This is a genomic window from Vagococcus jeotgali (genome assembly GCF_035918315.1).
GTDB lineage: Bacteria > Bacillota > Bacilli > Lactobacillales > Vagococcaceae > Vagococcus > Vagococcus jeotgali.
In genome coordinates this window covers 994,629-1,011,550 of record NZ_CP142146.1, presented here as the reverse complement: position 1 = coordinate 1,011,550, position 16,922 = coordinate 994,629, and the positions used below count along the sequence as shown (strand labels likewise).

20 protein-coding genes and 1 riboswitch are annotated in these 16,922 nt (G+C 32.7%); of the genes, 14 read left to right on the top strand and 6 right to left on the bottom strand.

Annotated elements, in window-relative coordinates; all coding sequences use genetic code 11:
* The first annotated feature begins 81 nt into the window (after nucleotides 1–81).
* Nucleotides 82–642 (top strand): YceD family protein, encoded by a 561-nt coding sequence (locus VSF34_RS05235; protein ID WP_326716315.1) that lies wholly within the window; start codon nucleotides 82–84, stop codon nucleotides 640–642.
* Nucleotides 643–698: 56 nt separating this feature from the next.
* A complete protein-coding gene (gene rpmF / locus VSF34_RS05230) occupies nucleotides 699–878 on the top strand; it encodes a 50S ribosomal protein L32 (protein ID WP_326716314.1) in 180 nt (59 codons plus the stop codon).
* 217 nt (nucleotides 879–1,095) lie between these two features.
* On the opposite strand, the gene VSF34_RS05225 is transcribed toward rpmF, so the two are convergent.
* The 3 genes from VSF34_RS05225 to plsY all read right to left on the bottom strand — a co-directional run bounded on the left by VSF34_RS05225 (nucleotide 1,096) and on the right by plsY (nucleotide 4,671).
* Entirely contained in the window at nucleotides 1,096–2,481 is a 1,386-nt protein-coding gene (locus tag VSF34_RS05225; protein ID WP_326716313.1) for an ISNCY family transposase, read from the bottom strand.
* 17 nt (nucleotides 2,482–2,498) lie between these two features.
* On the bottom strand, nucleotides 2,499–3,875 hold the full coding sequence (locus VSF34_RS05220) for an ISL3 family transposase (RefSeq protein ID WP_326717153.1): 1,377 nt from the start codon (nucleotides 3,873–3,875) through the stop codon (nucleotides 2,499–2,501).
* A gap of 163 nt (nucleotides 3,876–4,038) precedes the next feature.
* Nucleotides 4,039–4,671, bottom strand: a complete 633-nt coding sequence (gene plsY, locus VSF34_RS05215) for a glycerol-3-phosphate 1-O-acyltransferase PlsY (protein ID WP_326717977.1) — start codon at nucleotides 4,669–4,671, stop codon at nucleotides 4,039–4,041.
* A gap of 134 nt (nucleotides 4,672–4,805) precedes the next feature.
* Here plsY and VSF34_RS05210 point away from each other — a divergent pair, with 134 nt between their 5' ends.
* Nucleotides 4,806–5,225, top strand: a complete 420-nt coding sequence (locus VSF34_RS05210) for a CoA-binding protein (protein ID WP_326717976.1) — start codon at nucleotides 4,806–4,808, stop codon at nucleotides 5,223–5,225.
* Between the two features lie 127 nt (nucleotides 5,226–5,352).
* Here the strand turns inward: VSF34_RS05210 and VSF34_RS05205 are convergent, their stop codons facing one another.
* Complete coding sequence (locus VSF34_RS05205) at nucleotides 5,353–6,528, bottom strand: GNAT family N-acetyltransferase (RefSeq protein ID WP_326718027.1); 1,176 nt, start codon at nucleotides 6,526–6,528, stop codon at nucleotides 5,353–5,355.
* Nucleotides 6,529–6,699: 171 nt separating this feature from the next.
* Between VSF34_RS05205 and lepA the strand changes: the two genes are divergently transcribed.
* The 5 genes from lepA (at nucleotide 6,700) to VSF34_RS05180 (ending at nucleotide 10,852) form a co-directional block, all read left to right on the top strand.
* The gene (gene lepA / locus VSF34_RS05200) at nucleotides 6,700–8,535 is read left to right on the top strand and encodes a translation elongation factor 4 (protein WP_326717975.1); all 1,836 of its coding nucleotides are present in this window, start codon (nucleotides 6,700–6,702) and stop codon (nucleotides 8,533–8,535) included.
* Between the two features lie 424 nt (nucleotides 8,536–8,959).
* Entirely contained in the window at nucleotides 8,960–9,778 is an 819-nt protein-coding gene (locus tag VSF34_RS05195; RefSeq protein WP_326717974.1) for a hypothetical protein, read from the top strand.
* A gap of 60 nt (nucleotides 9,779–9,838) precedes the next feature.
* The gene (locus tag VSF34_RS05190; protein ID WP_326717973.1) at nucleotides 9,839–10,180 is read left to right on the top strand and encodes a hypothetical protein; all 342 of its coding nucleotides are present in this window, start codon (nucleotides 9,839–9,841) and stop codon (nucleotides 10,178–10,180) included.
* Nucleotides 10,119–10,463 (top strand): hypothetical protein, encoded by a 345-nt coding sequence (locus tag VSF34_RS05185; protein WP_326717972.1) that lies wholly within the window; start codon nucleotides 10,119–10,121, stop codon nucleotides 10,461–10,463. Before VSF34_RS05190 ends, VSF34_RS05185 begins: the two co-directional genes overlap by 62 nt.
* Before the next feature lie 86 nt (nucleotides 10,464–10,549).
* On the top strand, nucleotides 10,550–10,852 hold the full coding sequence (locus VSF34_RS05180; protein WP_326717971.1) for a hypothetical protein: 303 nt from the start codon (nucleotides 10,550–10,552) through the stop codon (nucleotides 10,850–10,852).
* Nucleotides 10,853–11,009: 157 nt separating this feature from the next.
* Here VSF34_RS05180 and VSF34_RS05175 read toward each other — a convergent pair whose 3' ends face one another.
* Nucleotides 11,010–11,192 carry a hypothetical protein gene (locus VSF34_RS05175; protein ID WP_326717970.1) on the bottom strand — a complete coding sequence of 61 codons (183 nt, stop codon included), beginning with the start codon at nucleotides 11,190–11,192 and terminating at the stop codon, nucleotides 11,010–11,012.
* 199 nt (nucleotides 11,193–11,391) lie between these two features.
* Nucleotides 11,392–12,450, bottom strand: a complete 1,059-nt coding sequence (locus tag VSF34_RS05170) for an IS30 family transposase (RefSeq protein ID WP_326716505.1) — start codon at nucleotides 12,448–12,450, stop codon at nucleotides 11,392–11,394.
* A 143-nt stretch (nucleotides 12,451–12,593) separates the two neighbouring features.
* Nucleotides 12,594–12,693, top strand: a riboswitch (guanidine-I (ykkC/yxkD leader).
* 57 nt (nucleotides 12,694–12,750) lie between these two features.
* Here VSF34_RS05170 and VSF34_RS05165 point away from each other — a divergent pair.
* The 6 genes from VSF34_RS05165 (at nucleotide 12,751) to VSF34_RS05140 (ending at nucleotide 16,784) form a co-directional block, all read left to right on the top strand.
* Entirely contained in the window at nucleotides 12,751–13,083 is a 333-nt protein-coding gene (locus VSF34_RS05165) for a DMT family transporter (protein ID WP_326717969.1), read from the top strand.
* Nucleotides 13,084–13,398, top strand: a complete 315-nt coding sequence (locus tag VSF34_RS05160) for a DMT family transporter (RefSeq protein ID WP_326717968.1) — start codon at nucleotides 13,084–13,086, stop codon at nucleotides 13,396–13,398. It begins immediately after the preceding gene.
* Between the two features lie 77 nt (nucleotides 13,399–13,475).
* Nucleotides 13,476–14,405, top strand: a complete 930-nt coding sequence (locus VSF34_RS05155; protein ID WP_326717967.1) for a manganese-dependent inorganic pyrophosphatase — start codon at nucleotides 13,476–13,478, stop codon at nucleotides 14,403–14,405.
* A gap of 164 nt (nucleotides 14,406–14,569) precedes the next feature.
* Entirely contained in the window at nucleotides 14,570–14,878 is a 309-nt protein-coding gene (locus tag VSF34_RS05150; protein WP_326717966.1) for a WxL protein peptidoglycan domain-containing protein, read from the top strand.
* Nucleotides 14,879–14,962: 84 nt separating this feature from the next.
* Nucleotides 14,963–16,021, top strand: coding sequence for an IS30 family transposase (locus VSF34_RS05145; protein ID WP_326717965.1), 1,059 nt, complete (start codon nucleotides 14,963–14,965; stop codon nucleotides 16,019–16,021).
* Between the two features lie 88 nt (nucleotides 16,022–16,109).
* Complete coding sequence (locus VSF34_RS05140) at nucleotides 16,110–16,784, top strand: DUF3324 domain-containing protein (RefSeq protein ID WP_326717964.1); 675 nt, start codon at nucleotides 16,110–16,112, stop codon at nucleotides 16,782–16,784.
* The last annotated feature ends 138 nt before the right edge of the window (nucleotides 16,785–16,922 follow it).

The following is a 16,922-nucleotide window of genomic DNA, read 5'->3' as shown; positions in this document are numbered from 1 at the left end:
TGAGCTCTTTATTTATAAAAACAGATTGACAAAGGAAAAACGTACTAGTATAATTACTTTTGTTGCTTAAGGAGTGATAGAATGAAATGGGCTTTATCAGAATTAAATAAATTTAGAGACGGTCAATTAGACTTCTCTGAAACTATTGATTTATCGGACTCTTTAAAAATAAGAGACCATTCCATATTAAATGTGGAGCCAATTACAGTCGATGGATTTTTGCAAGTAAATCGTGAAGGTTACTTAGCGCATTACGTAGCAAAAACAGTCATTACCATGCCATCTTCAAGATCGTTGGAGCCAGTGGAAATTCCAATGGCATTATCTGTTGATGAAGAATACATGACTCAAAGACAGTATGATGCGATTACTGATTTATCAGAAGATGAAAAAAACTTAATTATAGTATTAGAAAAAGACTTAATTGATCTTTCAGAATCAATCGAAGACTTTATTCTACTAAACTTACCAATGCAAGTTTTAACTGAAGATGAAAAGCAATCAACTGATTACCCAAAAGGTGACTTTTGGACTGTTGTTTCAGAAGACGAGCTGAAAAAAGAGCGCGAAATCGAAGCAACAACAACTATTGATCCTCGTCTTGCAAAATTATCAGAGTTATTTAACGAAGATGGTGAGTAAGATTGGAATATATGTGACTCTTGTCACGTATCTAAGTGTTAGGGAGGTGTATGTAAATGGCTGTACCAGCAAGAAGAACGTCAAAGGCTAAAAAAGCTAGACGTCGTACTCATTACAAATTATCAGTGCCAGGTTTAAACGCTTGTAGTAACTGTGGTGAAATGAGAAAACCTCATCATGTGTGCCCTTCATGTGGTTTCTATGATGGAAAAGACGTAATGACAAAAGAAGCATAATCAAACATTTTATGAAAATGGGCTCTTTGTCAAATGATGTGGATGAGTAAAATTAAGTGAATTTAGGCAGCAGAAACCGAATGGTTTTTGCTGCTTTTTTGTTTGTGTCAATCGAACATAAAAATGTCCCAAAATGAGGGCTCACATTAGCGCAATCTTTACTGCGTAAAACTTGCACTAATGTGACCATTATTGGTAAAATAAGGTACTTTTTGTTTCAGGCTGTTTTTTCAGCCTCATATTCTTCGATAGTACGGTCAATACTTTGAAGATACCTTTTGAAAGACTCAAGTTTCCACGGATGTGACTGTGGTGGAATGTACTTGCGTCTTTCTTTTTTTATATCTGAAGAAACCCCATCAAACTCTTTTGAATAGGTCTCGTGGGTTTTTAATCGTCTAGTAGGATAAATTTTTTCTGCTATATTAACATAAATCTCCCCGTTAAAAGCTTTTATAATTAATGCTTTTGTTTTTCTTGTAAAATATTTGTCGCTACTACCTTCCATTGGAAGATAAAATTTATTTTGATACTTAATATGATGGCCATTATCGACTATACGATGAGAGACAGTAGCTAGTAATAAATTAATTTCAGCTGTTGTAGGAGAAGTTTCATAAACACTTTCTGCAGTTTTGTGACCAAATTGTCGATTAAACTTTCGAATCCATACAGATAGAAATTGATTAGCCTCCTCTATAGAATGTATATTTGCTATCTCAAGATCAACAGGCAATCTTGATTGCACTGTCCCATTTAAACGTTCTACACGACCTTTCGCTTGAGGAATAGAGGATGTTTTTATGTCAATACCTAATTGATGACAAGCAAACCCAAACTGCGTGAACGTATCTTCTTCTACAGCTTTTGTTGATTTTCTGTTGTACTCAAAGACGGTTCGTTTATCTGTTAGAAAAGTGGCAGGAATCCCTTGTTTTGTCAGAATTTGATGAAGAACATGGTAATAACCATTGAGCGTTTCCTGTTGGTCAAAATAAGCGCCAGCAATATTACCTGATGCGTCGTCAATAGCTAAATGAAGATGAGTTATTTGATTTCCAAACCAATTATATGAACTAGCATCTAATTGAATTAATTCTCCTTTGTATTTTTTTCTAGGTCGACTAGGATGGGTCTTTTCAGGGAGTTCTAGGTAGTCTTCAGCTCTTGGAACCAATAGGTTCTCTGATTGTTTGGTTTGTTGACCTTCTTGCTTTATTAATTGTTTGAGTCTTCTTTTTGTCTTTTTTTGAGCCTTTGGTGAAAGTATTTTTGCTTTGTACAGGATGCTTCTAATTGTAGTATCTGTATAACAGATATGATGGTCGTTTTTCAGTATTTCAGTAAAATGCCTAATATTTGGTTTAATACTAAACGATTGATAACTAGTGATTATTTGTTGTTTTACTTTTTCAGGCACAGAGTGCTTATTTTTTCTCCCTCGATTTTTATGGACAAATGCTGATTTACCATTTTCCCTGTATGATTTCACTAAACGGTTAATTTGTCGTATAGATAAATTAAGTTCAACACTAGCTCTCTTTTTTTGTTTTTTATTTTCAGCGACAGCTTTAATAACTTGATACTTTTTGGTTTCATTCATTGTTAGATTTATCCTTTTCATAAAGTTATTTTATCATTTTGGGACATTTTGTCTTTCGACCTACTTAGGACATTATCACTTTCGAATGATAAATGGTTTTTGCTGCTTTTTTGTTTGTCTTTGAAACTAAGTAAAATTCTGTATTTATAGTTCTGAAAATTTCTATAGCCGTAAGCTATTCGTTTGATTAATTTAATTTTGTTTATGGAACCTTCTAAACAACCATTTGAATAAGCGTATTTAAAGGTGTTTTCAATTCTTGGTAAATGCTTCTTTAGTGTTCGAATCGAGGTTTTCATTGGAATAGAGATATCTACGTTAGCTAATAATAATAGATCAGAAAAAGTGTCAAAATCATTGTTTTTACTACAGTATAATAGTTCTTGATAAAGTTTATAAGTTTCTGATAACTCTTTGTTTAAGCTAAGTAAATAATCCATGACATCTGTTTCAGGTAAAATACTCTTAAATAAACGCTGATAACGATAATCTGTATAATTCAATTCATTAGAATCTTTTAAAAAGAGTTTCCAATATTTTTTTAGTTTTCGATAATTTTTCATGTCAGTTACATTCGATGTGCGATAACGATTCATCGTCTTAATTCTAGTTATGTTTAAAGAGCGACTGATAAGTTGAACTAAGTGAAAGCGATCAATAATCACCTCAGCATTAGGAAATAGCCTTTTGGCTAATTTAAAATAGGCTGCATTCATATCAACGACAATTGTTTTTACTTGGCGACGAACCTTTAGAGAGTACTTAAGAAAGTGTTTCTCTAGTGTTGGCTTTTTATTATCAATGAGAATATCGATAATTTGGTGTGTAGAGGAATCAGAGTAAATAAAACTGTACTTGCCACTATTGTTTTTAACCGAAGTAAATTCATCAAAACAAAGGTTTTGAGGTAAATATAAAAATTGATTAGATAAGTCTTTACCACCAGATACTAAAATTCTATTAATCGTTGTTGATGAAACAAAATGTCTTTTAGCTAAATCTTTAAACGAGATAGCATCACTTAACTCAATAAGAATTGATTGCTTCACTCTTTTAGCGATAAAACAATGTTTCTCAATTTCTGAAGATTCAGCTAGAAAAGAGGAGTCACAATGACGACAAAGGAATCTCTGTTTCTTTAATAAAAGATAGGTTGGGTAGTGAGCCACACTTAACCACTTTATTCGAGAAGAAATAAACCCATTTTTCACAATAGAAAATTGTTCATTTTTAATGCCACAACAAGGACAAGCTGAAGGAGTGTAAGTAAGAATACCTTTATAAATCTTGGATCTTATCCCTTTAATAAGCTGTTCCTCACAAAAAATAGAATCGAAATAAATATTTTTATCTTTTAAATCTAGCGATAGTCGAATACAATGGTTATGAGACATACGAATCTTCCTTTCTAAAATTTGGTTTGGTCACTTTAATTTTAACGGGAAAGTTCGTATGTTTCTATTATTTTGTAAAAAAATAGATGCGAATGAATTTCTTCATCCACATCAAAAATTATACAACCTGAAAATGTAAAAACCGTTAGACTAACCATGGAGTCTAACGGTTTTTTTGTTTTCTTAAACCAAAATTAATAGTACTTTCAGTGCCATCTTTAATTCGTTTAATATTATCACGATGACGATAGATAATGAAAATAGTAATCGAAGCAGCCAGTATGGTAAGTAACCAGTTTTGTTCATGTAAAATAAACGGAGCATAGATGGGTAAAATCACAGTTGAAATAGTAATAATCACAGCACTAATCATGCTAGATAAACTCACCATACTTGTTAAAAATAAACATAAAATAAACAAGCTAGCCGAGTAAACAAAAAAAGTTGGCGAATAGGCAAGTAGCATACCAGCACTTGTTGCAACAGCTTTTCCACCTTTGAAATGTCCAAAAATTGGGAAAGTATGCCCCAATATAGCAGCAACACCATACCAAAGTGGGTCGATTGGAACATCAAACCAGATCGGTAAACTTGTAGCTATTGTTCCTTTTAAAATATCCATAAATAATACAACAATACCAGCTTTTTTCCCTAATACACGAAAAGTGTTCGTTGTTCCAGTGTTACCACTACCAAAATCCCTTATGTCCTTGTTATAAAATATCTTTCCAATCCAAACACCTGACTGAATTGAACCAAGTAAATAAGCTAAAATAAATAAAAGAACGGCTTTCATTAAAATTCCTCCTCAATTTCAGTGATAAGTTTACCATGAAATAAAAAGGGCGACAATCAAATGAAGGCTTTTTCAAAGAAAAAAAAGGAATTGTTTGGTATGATAAAAGAAATGATATATAGGAGGAATTGTTAATGGGATATGAAGATTTAGGCGATGTAAAGGTTAGAGAAATATTAAAAGAGGCAAAGAATATTGCAGTTGTTGGATTAAGTGATAACCCTGAAAAAACAAGTTATGAAGTAGCAAAAATATTACAAGATGCTGGGTATCGTATCATCCCAGTAAATCCTTTGAAAATCGGAAAAGAAATTTTAGGTGAAAAAGTTTACCCATCTTTGGAATCAGTTGATATTCAAATCGACATTGCTGATGTTTTTAGACCAAGTGATGCTCTGCCAGGTGTTGCTGAAGATTTCTTAAAAAGTAATGCCAAAGTATTTTGGGCTCAATTAGGCATTAGAAATGACGATGTAGCTGATTTATTATATGTTAAAGGCTACGATCAAGTGATTATGGATCGTTGTATTAAAATCGAATATAACGCGCTGTAAAACTAACTCGTCAAAAAATAAAATGGTTAAAAAGTCTATTCCAAGCAACTGGAGTAGACTTTTTATCTTCTAACTATGAATGGTTGACCAGATAGATAAAAAAGACTGACAGTTAAGTCAATCTTTTTTAGAAATAATCACTAAAATAAGCTTCTTGATCTGGAATAATTCTCTCTAATGTTCGTAATGTTTCTTTATCAGTTGTTAAACGTTCTACCCGGTATAAGTAAGAGGGACGTTTATAACTCATTAGTAAGGCAGTTAAAGTTTGAATATCAATATAAACAGGATTACCTATAGCTTCATCTGTAATCGTTAAGTCACTATTTTCATCCCAAGTTAGGCTAAATATACCATTATTCCACTCAGCAATTGGGTCATTCACGACAAAATGAAATGGTTTACCAGTTGAAATAAATGGGTATTTTTGAATAAATTCTCTAACATCTACAATTCTAGCCATAAAATAAGGGTCAATAGATTCTTTAATCTCACTATCTTCAAATAAAAAGGCTATGGACTCATTTTTATAAGTTGTTCCTTCAACAGTTTCTACCATTGAAAAATGAGTTGAGACAAAGCCCCATAAGCCCTTTCTAGCTTCTTGGTTCAAGTAAAACATCTCTTTAATATGAAAAACTCCTTTAGCTATCGAGTAAAAGCAAACACCTTGTGGTACTCCTTCTCGGTTGTAGTAAACAGCTGCAATTCTCTCTTCCTCGTTTTCCCATCTCCAGTACTCTTCCCAGTTTAGTTCCTGACGAATCATAGCACCGTGATTTTGTTTCCCAAACTCGTCGTAAACAGCTAGTACATCTTCATGATTAATTTCTTTTCGTTCGACATAACCTGGGACATCAGCTGGCTTTGGTAATTGAGTATCTTTGACTTTATACTCCATCCTATCAGACATAATTTCCCAACCCTTACGACGATAATAAGGGATATTGTAGGGGTATAAATAAGAAATCCATTGTTCGTTTTCACGCATTTTGGTCAAACCAAGTTTAATTAATTCACTCATTAAACCTAAATTAGCATATTCTGGATAAGTTCCAACACCAGTTAGACCGGCCATAGAATAAAGAGTATCGTGAATATTTACTTCACACGGGTATATAGCTAGCTGGGAAATAAGTTGGTCGTCTTGTATAAACCAACCGTACACATCAGCCTCACGTAAGACGGGGCGTTTGGTACGGATAATTTCTGACTCATCCTCATAACGACCTTCTTCGATGTCAGAATCTGTTACTTGAAAAACATAATGCAATAATTCATTAAATTGTTTTAAATATTTAATTTCAACTTTTTTAAAGTTAAGTTTTTGTGCAAATCTTGTGGGTCCATGTTTCCTCTCCTAAAACTCATAATTGTCTTTATTATAACAAACAAAGTTGGAAAATACTTTAAAAAGACTTCAAACATTGGTATAATTGGAAATGCTGAATTAAAGGAAAGTAGGAGATAGGCAATGAATTTTGAAGAAATGCTAAAAAGACAAGAATCCATTCGTAATTTCTCCATCATCGCACATATTGACCATGGAAAATCAACTTTAGCTGACCGTATTTTACAACACACAGAAACAGTTTCTGACCGTGAAATGCAAGATCAGTTACTTGATTCAATGGATTTAGAAAGAGAACGCGGTATTACGATTAAATTGAATGCCGTTGAATTAACTTACAATGCGAAAGATGGCAATGAATATATTTTTCATTTAATCGATACACCAGGACACGTCGATTTTACTTATGAAGTATCACGTAGCTTAGCTGCCTGTGAAGGTGCTGTCCTTGTTGTTGATGCTGCCCAAGGAATTGAGGCCCAAACACTAGCTAATGTGTATCTGGCTGTTGATAATGATTTAGAGATTATACCTGTTATTAATAAGATTGATTTACCCGCTGCAGATCCAGAACGAGTTCGTGAAGAGATTGAAGAAGTCATTGGTATTGATGCTAGTGAAGCTGTATTAGCTAGTGCAAAAGCTGGTATTGGTATTGAGGATATTTTAGAGCAAATTGTTGAATATGTTCCAGCACCAAGTGGGGATTTAAAAGCACCATTGAAAGCATTAATCTTTGATTCTATTTATGATTCATATCGTGGTGTTGTATTAAATATTCGTGTTATGGACGGTGTTGTGAAACCAGGAGACGTTATTCAATTAATGCACAATGGTAAAGAATATGAAGTCAATGAAGTAGGAATTTTCTCACCAAAAGCTGTTCCTCGTGATATGTTGATGGTAGGAGACGTTGGCTATTTAACAGCAAGTATTAAAAATATCAAGGATACACAAGTAGGGGATACTATTACCTTAGCTAATAACCCAGCAAGTGAAGCGTTAACTGGATATCGTAAAATGAATCCAATGGTTTATTGTGGTCTTTATCCAATCGACACATCTAAATATAATGATTTGCGTGAAGCTTTGGAAAGATTACAATTAAATGACTCTGCTTTATCTTTTGAACCAGAAACATCACAAGCTTTAGGTTTTGGGTTTAGATGTGGTTTCTTAGGTTTATTACATATGGATGTTATCCAAGAGCGTTTAGAGCGTGAATTTAATTTGGGGTTAATTACAACTGCACCTTCTGTTATTTATCATGTTAATAAAACTGATGGGACTCAAGTTACAGTTGATAATCCAGCTGACTTTCCTGAACAAGGTGTCATTGAATCGGTTGAGGAGCCTTTTGTAAAAGCTCAAATCATGGTTCCTAATGAATATGTTGGGGCTGTTATGGAAATCTCTCAACGTAAGCGTGGAGAATTTGTCACGATGGATTACTTAGATGATTACCGGGTTAATATTGTTTATAATATTCCGCTATCTGAAATTGTATTTGATTTCTTTGATAAGCTAAAATCAGGTACAAAAGGTTATGCATCATTAGACTATGAGTTAATTGGTTATAGAACAAGTAACTTAGTTAAGATGGATATTTTATTAAATTCAGAAAAAGTCGATGCACTAAGCTTTATTGTTCATAAAGAATTTGCTTATGAGCGTGGTAAAGCCATTGTTGACAAATTACGTAAATTGATTCCAAGACAACAATTTGAGGTTCCAATTCAATCAGCCATTGGTACTAAAATTGTCTCTCGTACTGATATTAAAGCCTTACGTAAAAACGTATTAGCTAAATGTTATGGTGGGGATATCTCACGTAAACGTAAATTACTTGAAAAACAAAAAGATGGTAAGAAACGTATGAAACAAATCGGCTCTGTAGAAGTTCCACAAGAAGCCTTCATGGCAGTTCTTAAAATGGATGATGATGAACCTAAGAAGTAGCAAGGGTTTGTGAGATTTCAATAATCACTAATTATAGTATTTTCCCACATTTTTCCCACATTCTTCCCACACTTAGTCTAAAAGTGTGGAACAGAGTGTGGTTTTTTGATTGTAGTAACAGTGTTAACACTGATTTTCTATAATGCTAATAACAAAGGGATACCCAATAAAAAATACCTCAGTAGCAGCCTAAACTGTTAACGAGGTATCATTTTTAAAGATTATTCAATCTTTATTTTTTTTCAGTGTTGTGCCATCTTCACGTGCTTTTAGTTCCTTGTAAATATCTTCAGGTGATGGAATCTGTTATTGTGCTTGTCTAACGAACTTAAATATGCCTCTCATTTTTATTTTAAAAAGGGGAAGGTCTATGCTATCTTTAAGTATACATATCTCTATTGATTAATAAAAAAGGATTGGTTTTATGAAAAGAAATAACACACAAGTTAAAACTATTATTATGACAATGATTATAACGATAATTATCACGTTATCCATTTTTTATGCCATTGGTTTATCAAATAATTCAGAAAAAGAAAGTAAAATAAATGAGGAATCTCACGAATTAAGTCATCAAACTTCCTATAAAGAGGTTAAAACTAACACATCATCGTCTACTACAGTAGAAAAATCAAAGAGCAGTACAATAAATAGTTCAACAGTTAAAGAAGACGATAAAACAACACATTCCACATCACAACAACTAGAGAAGCACCTAACTAATCAACAAATGAAGGAGTGGACACATGGGGTGATGACAGAATTTTGGCCAAGAGATACCGAAATAAATTATATTGTGGAAGAACCTTACCTAAATTCTGATGATAACTTAGCTTATGTCACTGTGAGTATTCCTCAAACAGATAATTTTGGAACACTTCGAGTTAACTCAAGTGGTCAACTTGAAGGAATTGGTAATTTTAGTGGGTCCTTAGTAGACTGGGTGATAGTTTCTAAACAATATATGGAATTAGAAACAGCTAAAGAACTTGCTAGTAAAAGAAACCAAAACTTAGAAGAAGAGGCCAAAGAAAGAAAACAAAAAGAAGAGAGCTACTACAACATGATTTATGATGCCAGAGATAAACAACAACAATACATTGACTCAATCGATAATGAACAGGTAAAGCAAAGCGTACAAACTAGCCAGAGTGCTGCCTTTGTTGAGGCTAACTATTTGATCTCAGAATATCCTGAAGATACCGATATCATAAAAAAAGCATTAGGAAGAGTTGTGGATTAGTTTATCTAATAATAACAAATAAATAAAGTGAAAAGGAAGATGATGATGAAGTAGCGTAGTATGTTAAAAACAGCTTTGATTTCAGGAGGTATTGTAGCGATAATAGCGATTTTTTTACTTGTTATCCAGCATAATCATTATAAAAAATCAGAGCAAAGTTACCAAGCTAAAATTGAGCGACTCAAAAAACAAAATGAATTAGAAAATAAGACTGACAAATCAAATAAAACTAGTAAGACTAGTCAATCAACTGACTCAAGTGTCAACGAGATATCAGATGACATGATAGACTTACTGAAAAAGAACTTAACCACATTTACAAAGACTATTCAGACATATAATGACACTAGTAATGACTTATATAAGATTATGCAAAAAAACACGTCATGCAGATCGTTTTGATGAGTCTGAAAGACAAAGTAACCAAGAAGAGCTTGAACGTGTTAGAAGCGAATTTTTAAAGTTACATAACCGTTTATTAGCCAGCGTTGATGTCAATAATGAACAAAGTAAAACTTTAATAGAAGACATTGATATTGTTAAAAATACAAACTTATCCCTATCACATGATGAATCTGATAATGAAACTGTAAATAAAGAATCTAGTTTAGTTGTTAGTCAAGAAGCAATTGATGCCTACGTAAATAGCGAAAAAGAACTGATAGCATCTAGTGATAATGACTAATCATCACTAATATCTATTGAGACCGTTTTCTATCTTTTTTTAATCTTCTTTTGTATAATCAATATATTCAAAAGGAGGTAAACGTGATGATGGATATTTTTGACTTCAGTGACTTTATTGAAGAAAAATACGGGGTTAATACTGACACTAAATTAAAAGTAAGAGTCCCATCAAAACATATTTCTCAAATTATTCCTGTCACATTTTTAAGTGACTATAGTGGGGCATCAGTCGGAATTCTTTGGGAGGATGCTGATATTTCTAATTATGAAGCACTAGGTTTACTGGGAATGTATCATACAACTGGAAAAAATATGGTTTACAACAAAGATGAACAAACTTTAACCATTGATAATGGAGATGGTCATATGATCATTATTGAAGGGTAAATAAAAAGGCTGATATCAGCCTTTTTTATTTTGTTCTAATTAGTCATTATTTTTGTAGTATGATTTTTTCATCATATTGTTTTTTGATATCTTTGAATTCATTGGCTTCAAAGTTATAAGCTGTCCAATTTAAACCAACTGATGGGATTTTTTAGGGTCAGCCATCTTTGGAATAAGTAACAACACCTTTTTTATCAGTATCTGAAGCAAGTTCTCCACCTAATTCATAAGAACTAGGTGAACTACTTGATTCAATTTCTTCCCCGTCAATTATCAAAATAGAGCGGTTTAAATTAGGCATCATCACTTTATCTGATTTATTAGACACAAAAAATGCCATCTCTAGTAAATCTTCTTAATTTTCCCTGCTAAATCCTTCTCAGGTAACCCAAATTTTGTAATAGTGACTCTTTCAACCTGTGTCGTTAACCTTTGCCAAGTCTGATTAAAATCAGTTTTATAATTCTAAATTGCAACATTAAGTTAGCCACTCTGGTAAAAATATCTAAATATCAGTGTTATTTTATTGAACCCCTTACTTACCAACATGTTTTGATCTTTAGATTTTGAATTTCTTCTAAAAATAATGTTGCTGGTTGTCTATAGTCTAAAATTTTACGCGGCAAAAGATTAACTTTTTCAGTAGCCAGTTGTATGAACTGCTTTGAGTAGTGACAGATAGGCGTTCCTTTCGGAACAAATTGCCGTAATAAACCATTATGTCTTTCGTTTGTTCCTCGTTCCCAAGATGAATAAGGGTGAGCAAAGTAGATATCAGTCATTTGTTGCAGAGTATCATCAAGTGAGCTAAATTCACTGCCATTATCAGCAGTAATCGATTGAAATATGCTACTAAATCGGGCTCTTCCAAACTCATATTTTAACTGTTTAATAGCGTAACTAACAGACTCTTCAGTATGATCATCTAGAACAACAGTAATCATGTAGCGAGTTTTTCTTTCAACAAGTGTAAGTAGAGCATTATCATCTTTAGATTTTGAACCAATGACACTGTCTATTTCCCAATGACCAAACTCTTGTCTAGAATCAATTTTGCTAGGTCGTTCATCAATTGATTTTCCAAGAGCTTTTTTATGCTGACGACTTCTTTTCTTTTTAGGTGATAGTCTAACTTTCATCTTGAGATGATGATTTCTGACCGGTAAAAATCCTTTATCAATATAATTATAAAGTGTCTTAGTAGAAACAATAGGTTTATCCCAAGTCCCTAAAGACTTGATAAAACCAACAATTGCATCTGGTGACCAATTAAAGTCTATCATTTGTTTACAGGCATAATTAATAAAATCAACAGCACTAACTAGCTTAGATTTCGAACCACAGCGTTTCCTGTTTTCTATGTATTTAGCTTGCCCCGTATCAGCAAAATAGAGTTGTTTAGCTTTCTTATTTTCTTTGATTTGCGTGGTCGTTCCTCGTTTGAGCTCATTATTTATCGTTTGATGGTGTCGACCTAATCGTCTACCAATTTCTCTATTAGAGTCTCCCATATTATGCCAAACTTCAATAAGCTGCCTTTCCTTTAAGGAAAGATGTTTATAACTAGATGTCTTTGTGTTATTCTTAATTTTCACCATGATAAAAATTCCTTTCGTTGTTGGGTAGTTACTTCAATGATACACGAATTTTTACCATGGTGTTTTTTTATTATTTTAGAGTGGCTAACTTGATTTTACAACTAAGCATTTACTTTTTTTAAATATTTTGCTATATTGTATGGACGATGACTTACTAGGGTTCCGTGGTTGATTTACCAGTCTGGACCAAGAGTAGGCCGCAAGGAATACCTTGTGACACGGAAGGATAAAAACCTGGGAGATGTTAAAACACATTTCCCAGGTTTTTTTGTATTCGTCATTGAAAGGGGAGAAGAGATTATGACAAGAGCATGGATTAAAGTAGTTATAGCAGCCGTATTTGAAGTGTTATGGGTGATAGGATTAAAATACTCTGATACTATACCAGAGTACATCGGAACATTTATCGCTATCTTTTTAAGTTTTTACTTAATGATTAAAGCAGGAGAAAAGATTGCAGTGGGAACTGTGTATGCTGTATTTGTAGGTCTTGGAACAACAGGAACAGTGATTGTAGATACCCTAGTGTTCAAACAATCCATGACCTTACCTAAGCTAATATTTGTGATATTACTATTAATAGGAATTGTTGGGTTAAAATTTGTATTAGATGATAAATTGGAGGCGAAATAAATGGCTTGGGTAGCTTTAGTTTTAGCAGGTTTGTTTGAAATGTTAGGAGTGAATTCAATTAATGGATATTTAAAAGATAAATCAAAGAAAAATATCATTAAATTGATTTTGCTATTCTTAGTGAGCTTTATCTTATTATCTTTTGCTATGGAAATATTACCTATGAGTACAGCTTACGCCGTTTGGACTGGTATTGGTGCAGTGGGTGGTGCTGTTTTAGGGATTATTTTTTACGGAGAATCTAAAAATTGGAAGAGATTACTTTGTATTGGAATTGTGATTGTCGCGACAATTGGACTTAAGGTAGTTAGTTAAGAAATTAAGTCTCAAAGTTTTATTTTTTATGATATAATGGCAAATGTATTTTAAAACACATTGGAGGGAATTTTAATATGACAAAAGTACTTGTTTTTGGTCATCAAAATCCAGATACTGATGCAATTGCATCAGCTATTTCATTTGCATACTTACAAAAAGAATTAGGAGTAAACACAGAAGCAGTGGCTCTTGGGACGCCTAATGAAGAGACACAATACGCTCTTGATTATTTTAAAACAGACACACCTCGTGTGATCACAGAAGCTAAAAGTGAAACAGATAAAGTCATGTTAGTTGATCACAATGAAGCACAACAAAGTGTGAGTGATATTAAAGAATTAGATGTATTAGCAGTCGTTGATCATCACCGTATTGCTAATTTTGAGACAGCTAATCCGCTATATTATAGAGCAGAGCCTGTAGGATGTACAAATACAATTATTTTAAAAATGTTTTTAGAAAATGATATTGTGATTCCAAAAGAAATAGCAGGTTTAATGCTCTCAGCTATCATCTCAGATTCACTATTATTTAAATCGCCAACTTGTACACCAGAAGATACTAAAGCAGCTGAGTACTTGGCAGAGATAGCAGAAGTAGATATGAATACTTATGGTTTAGAAATGTTAAAAGCAGGAACAAACCTTTCTGATAAAACACCTCTAGAATTAATCAATGCTGATGCCAAAACTTTTCCAATGGGAGATAAATCAGTTCGTATTGGTCAAGTAAATACAGTAGACATCAAAGAAGTGTTAAACAGTCAAGATGATTTAGAACTTGCTATGGGTGAAGAAAACAGCGAGCATAGTTTTGATTTATTTATTCTTGTGATCACTAATATTTTAGATAGTGATTCAACGATTTTAGTTGTTGGTGAGCCAAAAGAAAAAGTTGAAGAAGCTTTTAACGTGACGTTAGTAAACAATACAGCTGAATTACCAGGTGTTGTGTCTCGTAAAAAACAAGTAGTACCACAACTAACTGAAAGTTTTTCAAAATAAAAAATATAGATTTAATGAATTTTTATAATTCATTAAATCTTTTTTTTATAGTTACAAATAAATATTTAGTGTATATAAAATAGTTATTTTTATGAATAAACACTATTTTTTTGATAGCGTAAAATATTTTGTCTATTTGTTTATTTAGTTTGCTAGGATTAGTCATGTCGTTATCAGTTGTCGCTGATGAACAACAAATAGGGGCTGATTTTAGTGTGAAACCAGTCTATCCTGAAAATAAAATGAAACCAGAAAGTGGTTATTTTCACTTGAAGGTAACACCAGGGGAATCTCAAACAATAGAGGTTGAAGTGACTAATTATTCTGATAAAGAAAATACTATTTTAGTAGATCGTTACCGAGCGACAACTAGTGATAATGGTCAGATATCTTATAGGGAATATGATCAAGAAAAGGTACAAGGTATACCAATTGATTTTGAAAATATTGGCTTAGTTGTAAAATCAAGTTAGCCACTCTAAAATAATAAAAAAACACCATGGTAAAAATTCGTGTATCATTGAAGTAACTACCCAACAACGAAAGGAATTTTTATCATGGTGAAAATTAAGAATAACACAAAGACATCTAGTTATAAACATCTTTCCTTAAAGGAAAGGCAGCTTATTGAAGTTTGGCATAATATGGGAGACTCTAATAGAGAAATTGGTAGACGATTAGGCCGACACCATCAAACAATAAGTAATGAGCTTAAACGAGGAACGACCACGCAAATCAAAGAAAATAAGAAACATAAACAACTCTATTTTGCTGATACGGGGCAAGCTAAATACATAGAAAACAGGAAACGCTGTGGTTCGAAATCTAAGCTAGTTAGTGCTGTTGATTTTATTAATTATGCTTGTAAACAAATGATAGACTTTAATTGGTCACCAGATGCAATTGTTGGCTTTATCAAGTCTTTAGGGACTTGGGATAAACCTATTGTTTCTACTAAGACACTTTATAATTATATTGATAAAGGATTTTTACCGGTCAGAAATCATCATCTCAAGATGAAAGTTAGACTATCACCTAAAAAGAAAAGAAGTCGTCAGCATAAAAAAGCTCTTGGAAAATCAATTGATGAACGACCTAGCAAAATTGATTCTAGACAAGAGTTTGGTCACTGGGAAATAGACAGTGTCATTGGTTCAAAATCTAAAGATGATAATGCTCTACTTACACTTGTTGAAAGAAAAACTCGCTACATGATTACTGTTGTTCTAGATGATCATACTGAAGAGTCTGTTAGTTACGCTATTAAACAGTTAAAATATGAGTTTGGAAGAGCCCGATTTAGTAGCATATTTCAATCGATTACTGCTGATAATGGCAGTGAATTTAGCTCACTTGATGATACTCTGCAACAAATGACTGATATCTACTTTGCTCACCCTTATTCATCTTGGGAACGAGGAACAAACGAAAGACATAATGGTTTATTACGGCAATTTGTTCCGAAAGGAACGCCTATCTGTCACTACTCAAAGCAGTTCATACAACTGGCTACTGAAAAAGTTAATCTTTTGCCGCGTAAAATTTTAGACTATAGACAACCAGCAACATTATTTTTAGAAGAAATTCAAAATCTAAAGATCAAAACATGTTGGTAAGTAAGGGGTTCAATAAAATAACACTGATATTTAGATATTTTTACCAGAGTGGCTAACTTAATGTTGCAATTTAGATTTTGAAAATATTGTGACTATTTCAGAAAAATCAATAAAAATTGAACCGAATTCGACCAAAAAAGTTCCTGTTATGATAAAGATGCCTGAAAAATCGTTTCCAGGTATGGTGTTAGGTGGATTACGCTTTTATCAAGATGCTCCTGATTTAAAGGGCAAGTCAGGTATCGTGAATACCTTCTCATACAGTAGTCCAGTTTCATTAACAGAAAACAGTGAAGATAAACCTAAAAATGAACTATCTTTGATTAGTGTTCAGCCTAGCCAACGTAACAGTCATCCGTTTATTGAAGCGACACTAGAAAATAAAGCTGCAACTGTTATCGAAAACCTAGTTGTTGATGGTAAAGTATACATTAAGGGTGAGAATGAGCCAATTTATGTAAAAAAAGAAGCCAATTTAGAAATGGCTCCTTATTCCTATTTTAACTTAGGATTTGATTTACATGATTCAATGTTAGAAGCAGGAAAGTATCACCTTGTTTTAAATATTAAGGCTGATGAAGAGGATTATGTTTTTGAGGATGATTTTGAAGCCACGGCAAAGGAAGCTAGGGATTTTAATGAAAATTCTGTTTATGCTCCTGAAAAAAACACCTCATATCTCCTATATATTATCATTGGTTTGATTTTTATTATCTTATTGATTTTTGTAATCTTTATTGTCAAAAATAATATTAGTAAGTAGATTTGAAGTGAATGAAAAAGTATCATATATCCGTAAAGTTAAACTTTAGCATCTACTTTACGGGTGTTTTTTTATTTTGTAAGTCTTCATTCCTCATTAACCAAGTTATAGTATTTTTTCTTTTGATAATGTATTTGA

Excerpts from the sequence above, each read along its gene's own strand:
- VSF34_RS05160 (WP_326717968.1), top strand. The coding sequence starts at position 13,084 with ATGGCTTGGGTAGCTTTAGTTTTAGCAGGTTTGTTTGAAATGTTAGGA.
- VSF34_RS05145 (WP_326717965.1), top strand. The coding sequence starts at position 14,963 with ATGGTGAAAATTAAGAATAACACAAAGACATCTAGTTATAAACATCTT.
- VSF34_RS05175 (WP_326717970.1), bottom strand. The coding sequence starts at position 11,192 with ATGGCATTTTTTGTGTCTAATAAATCAGATAAAGTGATGATGCCTAAT.
- lepA (WP_326717975.1), top strand. The coding sequence starts at position 6,700 with ATGAATTTTGAAGAAATGCTAAAAAGACAAGAATCCATTCGTAATTTC.
- VSF34_RS05195 (WP_326717974.1), top strand. The coding sequence starts at position 8,960 with ATGAAAAGAAATAACACACAAGTTAAAACTATTATTATGACAATGATT.
- VSF34_RS05150 (WP_326717966.1), top strand. The coding sequence starts at position 14,570 with ATGTCGTTATCAGTTGTCGCTGATGAACAACAAATAGGGGCTGATTTT.
- VSF34_RS05155 (WP_326717967.1), top strand. The coding sequence starts at position 13,476 with ATGACAAAAGTACTTGTTTTTGGTCATCAAAATCCAGATACTGATGCA.
- VSF34_RS05235 (WP_326716315.1), top strand. The coding sequence starts at position 82 with ATGAAATGGGCTTTATCAGAATTAAATAAATTTAGAGACGGTCAATTA.
- VSF34_RS05225 (WP_326716313.1), bottom strand. The coding sequence starts at position 2,481 with ATGAATGAAACCAAAAAGTATCAAGTTATTAAAGCTGTCGCTGAAAAT.
- VSF34_RS05170 (WP_326716505.1), bottom strand. The coding sequence starts at position 12,450 with ATGGTGAAAATTAAGAATAACACAAAGACATCTAGTTATAAACATCTT.
- VSF34_RS05180 (WP_326717971.1), top strand. The coding sequence starts at position 10,550 with ATGATGGATATTTTTGACTTCAGTGACTTTATTGAAGAAAAATACGGG.
- VSF34_RS05220 (WP_326717153.1), bottom strand. The coding sequence starts at position 3,875 with ATGTCTCATAACCATTGTATTCGACTATCGCTAGATTTAAAAGATAAA.
- VSF34_RS05185 (WP_326717972.1), top strand. The coding sequence starts at position 10,119 with ATGACACTAGTAATGACTTATATAAGATTATGCAAAAAAACACGTCAT.
- rpmF (WP_326716314.1), top strand. The coding sequence starts at position 699 with ATGGCTGTACCAGCAAGAAGAACGTCAAAGGCTAAAAAAGCTAGACGT.
- plsY (WP_326717977.1), bottom strand. The coding sequence starts at position 4,671 with ATGAAAGCCGTTCTTTTATTTATTTTAGCTTATTTACTTGGTTCAATT.
- VSF34_RS05165 (WP_326717969.1), top strand. The coding sequence starts at position 12,751 with ATGACAAGAGCATGGATTAAAGTAGTTATAGCAGCCGTATTTGAAGTG.
- VSF34_RS05190 (WP_326717973.1), top strand. The coding sequence starts at position 9,839 with ATGTTAAAAACAGCTTTGATTTCAGGAGGTATTGTAGCGATAATAGCG.
- VSF34_RS05210 (WP_326717976.1), top strand. The coding sequence starts at position 4,806 with ATGGGATATGAAGATTTAGGCGATGTAAAGGTTAGAGAAATATTAAAA.